The sequence below is a fragment of the Plastoroseomonas arctica genome (assembly GCF_018128965.1).
Classification (GTDB): Bacteria; Pseudomonadota; Alphaproteobacteria; order Acetobacterales; family Acetobacteraceae; genus Plastoroseomonas; species Plastoroseomonas arctica.
In genome coordinates, this window is record NZ_JAAEDH010000044.1 from 1 (window position 1) to 7,752 (window position 7,752).

The following is a 7,752-nucleotide window of genomic DNA, read 5'->3' on the forward strand; positions in this document are numbered from 1 at the left end:
CCCCCGGGCCGCCGCGCGGGCCCTCGCCCTGGAGCGCGGCACCCGTGGCCGCGCCCGCCCTGGTCGCGCGCCGCAGCCGCTGGCCGGGCTTCCTGCAGATGCTGGCCGGCGCCATCGGCTTCGCACTGGTGGTCGCGGCCCTGCGCGACGGCGTCGGCATTGCCTGGAGCAAGGTCGCCTTCGTCGAGCTTTCCACCTGGGTGGCGCAGCGGCCCGGCTGGGCGCCGGAGGTCGCGGCCGACCTTGCCGTGCTCACGCGGCCGACGCTGCTGTGCCTGGTGGGCGGCACGGTGGTGCTCGGCTCCTGGGCGCGTGGCGGCGCCGGCGCCGGGCTGCGCGCGGCAATGCTCTTTGCCGTCGCGTACTTCGCGCTGATGGCGCTGCTCGCGAGCTACGCGGCGCCCGGCGAGGGGTTCCTCGGCTGGGTCGGCACGGCGCGCTTCCCGGCCGCGCCGGTGTTCTGGGCCGTCTTGGTCTGGGGGCGGCTGTTCGGCGTGCTCGGCGGCGCCCCGATGGCCGTGCTGGGCGGGCTGGTCGGCATCGCGGCGGGCGCCGGGCGCGTGGCGGTGGGCGACGACGCGCCGGTGGATGCGGTGGCGGGCGTGTTCGCCGCCATCGCGGTGTGGGGGTTGGCGCGCTGGGCGGTGCCGGGGCGGCGCTAGGCCGCACGCGCTCATGGTGGGGCCAGGCAGCGGCGGATGCGGCGGCCGCCAGCGGTGCGAAGCAGGGCGCGGAGGGTGCGCAGCAGCGGGATCAGGCTCCGATCCGGCAGCCGGTCAATGGGTATGAGTTTTTTGAAGCAGGCGGTGACGGTTTCGGACAAAATCGGGTCGGGCAGCATCCAGGGCGGGCCGGGCAGCGCGGTGAGGAAGCCCAGCCGGCGCGCGAGCGCGATGGCATGGACGCCCAGCACGCGGATCGCCGCCCGGTAGGCGCGGCAGATGCGGTAGCGCAGCGGCCTCAGCGCCTTGCTGCGCGCGGCATCGGTCAGCAGGCGCGTCCACAGCCCGGCATGCGCCCAGCGGCGGAAGCGGCGGTGCAGCGTGTCGTGCTTCTCGCCCCGGTGCGACCAGCGGTTGTTGGAGAGCAGGGCTGAGAAGATCGCGTCCAGCGTCTCGCGCGGCTGGTCGATCGGCCGCCCCGGCCCCTCGCGATGCAGGTAGGGGGCGAGGGCGGCGAACTCCGCATCGCTGAGCGGCGCGAAGGCGTGGGGCGCTGTGTAGTGCGGCATCCGGCACTCCCTGATCGACGAAGGACCATACTAGGATTTTATTCCAGTTTCAAGCAAATGCCTGGTGCTGCCTTGCTGCCCCTCATCCAGGGCGGTTATGCCGGGGGTCCGGGGGGACACGCGGTGTCCCCCCGCCCTTGCTCACTTCTTCAACAGCGTTGTCAGGAAATCCACCGTCACCCGCACCTTGTTCGGCAGGTATTTGCGGCTCGGGTAGAGCAGCCACACCGCGCTGTCGAAGCTGCCGCCGCCCGCTTCCAGCATGGGAAAGCAATCCACCAGCCGCCCCGCCGCGAGGTCCGCGCCAACCAGCCATTCCGGCAGCAGCGCCGGCCCGAGCCCGGCCAGCGCGCAGCCATGCAGCACCAGCGCGTTGGAGAGCGTGATGTCGCCGTCGACCGGCACCTCGGTGACCAGGCCGGCGGCGTCGCGGAACATCCACCGGCTGCGGAATTCGGGCAGGATGAAGCGCAGGCAGCGATGGCGGCGGAGGTCCTCGGGCCGGTCCAACGCCGGCGCCGCCTGGCGGTAGGCGCGCGTCGCCACCACCCGGTAGCGCGCGGCGAACAGCTTCCGGCCGATGAAGTCGTTCCCCGCCTCCGGTGCCAGGCGGATGGCGAGGTCCACGCGCTCCGCCACCAGGTCGAGCTTAGCGTCGGTCGCCAGCAGCTCCAGCTTCAGGGCCGGGAAGCGGACGCGGAACTCGGCCAGCAGCGGCGCAAGGCGGATCTGGGCGAAGGCGACCGAGGTGGTCAGGCGCAGCGTGCCGACCGGTCCGCGCGCATTGGCGCGCGCCTCGTCCGCCGCCTCCTCGAGCGATTCCGCGAGCGGCGTGGCGCGGTCGAGATAGAGCGCGCCGGCCTCGGTGAGCGTGAGGCGCCGCGTGGTGCGCTGGAACAGCCGAAATCCCAGTGCGGCTTCCAGACCCGCGATGATGCGCGAGACCGAGGAGGGGTCGGTGGCGCGCGCCCGTGCGGCCTCGGCAAAGCTGCCATGGCGGGCGACGTCGATCAGCAGGCGCAGTGCGTCGAGGTCCAGCGGCGAAGCTCCATTCGTGCAGATCCCGCATCAGTATCATGGCGGCTTTGCGGTTTTGCCATCGGTTTTCGCGGCCTACACAGGCTCCAACGCGTGGATCCTCCACGCTTTTCAGGGATTGCCATCATGAACGTCGAACATGCCGTCGCGCTGGTCACCGGCGCCAATCGCGGAATCGGCCGCGCCATCGTGGAGCGGCTGCTCGCCGCGGGCGTGAAAAAACTCTACGCGGCGGGGCGCGACGCCGCCGCGCTGTCCGCGGTCGTGTCGCTCGATCCGAAGCGGGTCGTCGCCCTCGTCGTCGACGTCACCGATGCTGGCCAGGTGGACGCCGCGGTCGCGCGCGCCGGCGACGTGACGCTGCTGGTGAACAATGCCGGCGTCGCCGATTTCGGCGATGCGCTGTCAGCACCGCACGCCCTGGTCGAGCGCAACTTCTCGACGAATTTCTATGGTGTGCTCGCCATGGCGCAGGGCTTCGCGCCGGTGATCGAGAGGAATGGCGGCGGCGGCATCGCCAACCTGCTGTCCATCGTCGCCGTCGCGGCGATGCCGGGGGCGGCCGGCTACAGCGCCTCGAAGGCGGCGGCGCATTCGCTGACGCAGTCGCTGCGCGGCAGCCTCAAGGCCAAGGAGATCGCGGTGTTCGGCATCTTCCCGGGGCCGGTCGATACCGACATGGCCGCGAGCCTCGACATGGCCAAGACCAGCCCGGCCGATGTGGCGGAGGCGATCGTGGCAGGCATCGCGGCGGGCGAGGAGGACATCTTCCCCGACGCGACGTCGCGACAGATCGGCGCGATCTGGCGGAAGGACCCGAAGGCGGCCGAAGCGCAGTTCGCCGAGCATTGAGGCGGAAAACCCGGGGGGCGATACGCCCCCCGGATCGCGGTCAGACGACCTTCGCGATTTCGTCGAAGCCGAAGCGCGGGCTGCGCGGGAACAGGCCCTCGGGGTCGCCATAGCCGATGTTGATCAGCCAGTTGGACTTGAACCCGGTGTCGGCGAAGAACAGCTCATCGACCTTGGCATTGTCGAAGCCGCTCATCGAGCCGACGTCGAGACCGAGCGCGCGCGCGGCGATCATCAGGTAGGCGCCCTGCAGCGTGCCGTTGCGGAACGCCGTCACCTCGGCCAGCGCCGGGGAGGAGGTGAACCAGGACTTCGCATCGGCGTGCGGGAACAGGAAGGGCAGCTTGTCGTAGAATTGCGGATCATGCGCGACGATGGCGGTGACCGGCGCGGTCATCGTCTTCTCCACATTGCCGGCCGACAGCGCCTGCTTGAGGCGCGCCTTGGACTCGCCGGTGCGCACGAACACCACGCGCATGGGCGAGCAGTTCGCCGAGGTGGGGCCGTATTTCGCGATGTCCCAGATCTCGTGCAGCAGGCTGTCCGGCACCGGCCGATCGAGCCACTTGTTCTGGGTGCGCGCCTCGCGAAAGAGCTGGTCGATGCTGGCGTCGCTGAGCGGGGGAAGTTCGGGCATGGGTCGGGGCTTCTCCGAAGGGAAGCCCACAGTATGGGGGCGAGACGCCGTTCGCAAACGCAGCATGCGCGATGGCGGTCATCACCAGGCACAATGGGGCGGCCGAAGCCGCCCCATACGAAGGCGATCAGGCCGCCTTCTTGTTCTCGGACAGGATCTGGTCCGACAAAGACGTCAGGTCCTGGTCTGTCTTCTTTTCTTCATCGAGCGTCTGCTGCAGCAGTTCGCTGATGCGTGTCGCGCCCATCTTCTTCGACCACGCGACGAGCGTGCCGTAGCGCGCCATTTCGTAGTGCTCGACCGCCTGGCCGCACGCGGCGAGGCCGGCGTCACGCACCGGGGACGCGTCCTTGTCCTCGTCGAGCAGCTCCTCGCATTCCTCGATGATGCCGTTGATCGCCTCGCAGGTGACGCCCTGGGCGCGCTTGCCGAGGATTTCGAACACTTCCTGCAGGCGCTCGACCTGGCCCTGGGTCTGCACGCGGTGCTGGGTAAAGGCATCGGCGAGGGCGCGGCTGTTGGCGGCCTTGGCCATCTTGGGCAGCGCCTTCAGGATCTGGCGTTCGGCGTAGTAGATGTCCTTGAGCTGGCTCAGGAAAAGCTGGTCGAGCGTCTGCATGATGGTGTCTCCGTCAGGTGGGGGAACATGGAAACGCGGCGCCGGTTGCCCGACGCCGCGCAGTAGGGGAACGCTCAGAGACGGCGGGTGCGATCGGCCATTGGGCCCACCCCGCCGAGGTCGGCGCCGGCGGTGCCGTAGTAGCTGTCGACCACGGTCGGCCAGCTGCGGTTGTCGCGCGACCAGTCGGACTCGTTCGCGGTCTCGTAGCGCGGGCCGCCCTTGAGCTGCTCCTCGGTGAGCGCCACGACGTAACCGTCATGCTCGGTGCTGTAGTGCAGCTGGTTCCACGGCAGCGGGTGGTAGCTTTCGCCCAGGCCGAGGAAGCCGCCGAAGGACATCACGGCGTAGCTCACATGGCCCGAGGTCTTCTCGATCATCAACGTGTGGATCGAGCCGAGCTTGTCGCCGGCGGTGTTGTAGACGCTGGTGCCTTCGACGCGGTCGGAGGAAATCAGGCTGTGGTCGTTCATTGGTTCGCTCATGGCGTGTCTCCCTTGGGGGTGTGGAGGGAAAACTCGCCCCACGCGGCGGGGTTGTGCCCGCACGCGCGCCTGTGATGCGTCTCGCGCCGCGGTGTTGGTCAGCGCGCCGCGCTGACCCGCCAGATCACGTTGCCCACGTCGTCGGCGACAAGCAGGCCGCCGCGACCATCCGGCGTCACGCCGACAGGGCGGCCGCGCGCATTGCCGTCGGCATCGAGGAAGCCGGTCAGCACGTCGACCGGCGCGCCATTCGGCCGGCCCTCGGCGAAGGGGATGAAGATCACGCGGTAGCCGCTCGCGGGGCGGCGGTTCCACGAGCCGTGCTGCCCCACGAAGGCGCCGGAGGTGAAGGGCGCGGGGAGGCCGGAGGCTTCGGTGATGGCGAGGCCAAGCGAGGCGGTGTGCGCGCCCAGCGCATAGTCGGGCACGATCGCGCGCGCGACGAGCGAGGCGTCCTGCGGCGTCACGCGGGTGTCGATGGTGCGGCCGTAGTAGCTGTAGGGCCAGCCGTAGAAGCCGCCCTCGCGCACCGAGGTCATGTAGTCCGGCACCAGGTCGGAGCCGATCTCGTCGCGTTCGTTCACCGCCGTCCACAGCACCGGCGTCGGGCGCGGCGCGATCGCCATGCCCACCGGATTGCGCAGGCCGGTCGCGTAGGGGCGGGCGGACCCGGTCGCGGGGTCCACCGCCCAGATCTGCGCGCGGCCGGTTTCCGCCGCGATGCCGTTCTCGGCGACGTTGCTGTTCGACCCGATCGCCACGAACAGGGTGCGGCCATCGGCCGAGGCCTGCAGGTTCTTGGTCCAGTGATGGTTGCGCGTGCCGGCCGGCAGCTCGGTGATGCGGGTGCCGGGATCGGTGATGCGCGTCTGGCCGGCCTGGTAGGGAAAGCGGCGGATCGCGTCGGTATCGGCCACGAACAGCTGGTCGCCGATCAGCGCCATGCCGTAGGGCGAGTTCAGGTTGTCGAGGAAGACGACGCGCGTCTCGGCGACGCCGTCGCCATCGGCGTCGCGCAGCAGGGAGATGCGGTTGGCACTCGGCACCCCCGCACCGGCGCGCGCCATGACCGCCTGCATCGCCAGGCCCTTGATGGACCGGCCTTCATCGGGCCGCGGCGGCGCGTTGCTCTCGGCCACCAGCACGTCGCCATTGGGCAGCACCAGCAGGTTGCGCGGATGGTCAAGCCCCGTCGCGAAGGGCCCGACCGCGAGGCCCGGCGCCGGCGTCGGCCGCGCGCCGTCGCGCCAGCCAACCGCCGGGGCGATGTTGACGGTCGGGATCAGGCGCGCGTCGGGCGGCGGCAGGGTGGGGTTGGGGCCGAACGAGGCCTCGAGCGGCAGGCTGGCGCGCTCGGTGCAGGCGACCAGTCCGACCGTGCCGGCGCCGGCGATCACGACAAGGGTGAGGATGAGGGCATTGCGGCTGCGCATGGTGCGTATCTCCGGGGATACGGCTGGAACGCCGGCCATGCGATAAGGTTCACCGCCGTCACCGCCGCCGGGGCGCCGCCGGCCGCAGGGACATCCGCATGGCCGTGTTCGCCGACATCATGGGCAGGCTGCATGGCGCCGACATCTGGGCGGGCGTCGCACCCGCCGCCGATGCCGCCGCCGTGCAGGGCTGGAACGGCGACCACCCCGCGCTGCTGCGCCTGGCCGCCGCGCCGGGAACGCGGGTCATCATCGACGTGGGCGTGTGGAAGGGGCAGTCGACCATCGCCATGGCCGGGCGGCTGCGCGATGGCGGGATCGATGGCTGCGTCATCGCGGTCGACACCTTCCTCGGCTCGCCCGAGCATTGGGGCGGGGAGGGGCTGTTCGCGACGCGACACGGCATGCCCGACCTCTACGCGACCTTCCTCGGCAACGTGGCGGCCGCCGGGCTGCAGGGCTTCGTCGTGCCGATGCCGCAGACGGCGAGCGGCGCGGCGGCGATCCTGCGACGGCTGGGGGTGACCGCCTCGCTGGTGCACATCGACGGCGACCACGCCCATGCCAGCGTGCTGCAGGATGCGCGGGACTACTGGCCGATCCTGGAGGCGGGCGGGCACCTGGTGGGCGACGACTACCACCCGAGCTGGCCCGGCGTGATGCAGGCCGCGCGGGAATTCGCGGGGTTCGTGGAGCGGCCACTGCGCATCGAGGCGCCCAAATGGATCATCCAGAAGGCCGGGTCGCTGGGCGCAGCGTGAAATTCCTGCCTTTCCAGCGGCATCGGGTCTAGAACTGCGGCCGCGCTTCAATCAAGCTGGGCCCGCCATGACGAAGATCACATCGCCCGCGCAATCCCGCCGCTTCGCCTCCCCCGCGGTGCGGACGGTGCTGCGCCGGCGCGTGCAGGAATCCATCGGGCTGGTGCTCGCTTTGGCCGCGCTGGCGCTGGCCGTGGCGCTGGTCACGCATGATCCGGGCGATCCTTCGCTCAACACCGCGACCGACCGCGCGACGCGCAACCTCACCGGGCCGGCCGGGGCGATCGCGTCGGACGTGCTGCTGCAGGGCTTCGGCGTGGCGGCCTGGCTGCCGGTGGCGGCGGCGCTGGCCTGGGCCTGGCGTCTCGCCACGCATCGCGGCTTGGGACTGGTGGCGCTGCGGCTGATCGGGCTGCTGCTCGCGCTCCCGCTCGGCGCCGCGGCGGCGGTGCTGCTGCCGCTCGCCGGCCTGGTCTCGCTGCCGGGCGGCGCCATCGGGCCGCCGGTCGCCACCTTCGTCGTGGAAGGTCTGGAATCGGGCTTCGGGTCGTTCGGCGCGGTGGTCGGGCAGGCGGCGGTGGGGCTCGGCGCGCTCGGCGCCTTCCTGCTCGGCTGCGGCCTGTCGGGCCGGGAGTGGCGCGGCGCCGGGCGCGTGGCGGTCGATGGTGCGCGGGTCGCCGGCAATGCCGCCGCCAG

At 71.2% G+C, this 7,752-nt stretch carries 10 protein-coding genes; 4 read left to right on the forward strand and 6 right to left on the reverse strand.

Translation table 11 applies throughout. The annotated features are described in order from the left end of the window. The coding region (locus GXW79_RS21130) for a hypothetical protein (protein ID WP_211876439.1) at positions 1 to 662 on the forward strand (662 nt) is incomplete at its 5' end. 11 nt (positions 663 to 673) lie between these two features. On the opposite strand, the gene GXW79_RS21135 is transcribed toward GXW79_RS21130, so the two are convergent. Together GXW79_RS21135 and GXW79_RS21555 are read right to left on the reverse strand one after the other, a co-directional pair. Further along, entirely contained in the window at positions 674 to 1,231 is a 558-nt protein-coding gene (locus tag GXW79_RS21135; protein ID WP_211876440.1) for a transposase, read from the reverse strand. A gap of 141 nt (positions 1,232 to 1,372) precedes the next feature. Beyond that, entirely contained in the window at positions 1,373 to 2,293 is a 921-nt protein-coding gene (locus GXW79_RS21555; protein ID WP_367614984.1) for a LysR family transcriptional regulator, read from the reverse strand. A 102-nt stretch (positions 2,294 to 2,395) separates the two neighbouring features. Between GXW79_RS21555 and GXW79_RS21150 the strand changes: the two genes are divergently transcribed. Further along, positions 2,396 to 3,121 (forward strand): SDR family oxidoreductase, encoded by a 726-nt coding sequence (locus GXW79_RS21150; RefSeq protein ID WP_211876442.1) that lies wholly within the window; start codon positions 2,396 to 2,398, stop codon positions 3,119 to 3,121. A 40-nt stretch (positions 3,122 to 3,161) separates the two neighbouring features. On the opposite strand, the gene GXW79_RS21155 is transcribed toward GXW79_RS21150, so the two are convergent. The 4 genes from GXW79_RS21155 to GXW79_RS21170 all read right to left on the reverse strand — a co-directional run bounded on the left by GXW79_RS21155 (position 3,162) and on the right by GXW79_RS21170 (position 6,295). After that, positions 3,162 to 3,758, reverse strand: coding sequence for a malonic semialdehyde reductase (locus GXW79_RS21155; RefSeq protein ID WP_211876443.1), 597 nt, complete (start codon positions 3,756 to 3,758; stop codon positions 3,162 to 3,164). 127 nt (positions 3,759 to 3,885) lie between these two features. Beyond that, positions 3,886 to 4,377: a YciE/YciF ferroxidase family protein gene (locus tag GXW79_RS21160; RefSeq protein WP_211876444.1), complete on the reverse strand. Its 492-nt coding sequence runs from the start codon at positions 4,375 to 4,377 to the stop codon at positions 3,886 to 3,888. A 74-nt stretch (positions 4,378 to 4,451) separates the two neighbouring features. Next, positions 4,452 to 4,862, reverse strand: coding sequence for a PRC-barrel domain-containing protein (locus tag GXW79_RS21165; RefSeq protein ID WP_211876445.1), 411 nt, complete (start codon positions 4,860 to 4,862; stop codon positions 4,452 to 4,454). 98 nt (positions 4,863 to 4,960) lie between these two features. Then, a complete protein-coding gene (locus GXW79_RS21170) occupies positions 4,961 to 6,295 on the reverse strand; it encodes a PQQ-dependent sugar dehydrogenase (RefSeq protein WP_211876446.1) in 1,335 nt (444 codons plus the stop codon). 98 nt (positions 6,296 to 6,393) lie between these two features. Between GXW79_RS21170 and GXW79_RS21175 the strand changes: the two genes are divergently transcribed. Both GXW79_RS21175 and GXW79_RS21180 read left to right on the forward strand, forming a co-directional pair. Next, complete coding sequence (locus GXW79_RS21175; protein ID WP_211876447.1) at positions 6,394 to 7,056, forward strand: class I SAM-dependent methyltransferase; 663 nt, start codon at positions 6,394 to 6,396, stop codon at positions 7,054 to 7,056. Positions 7,057 to 7,123: 67 nt separating this feature from the next. Continuing rightward, on the forward strand, positions 7,124 to 7,752 hold a 629-nt coding region (locus tag GXW79_RS21180), incomplete at its 3' end, for a DNA translocase FtsK 4TM domain-containing protein (protein ID WP_211876448.1).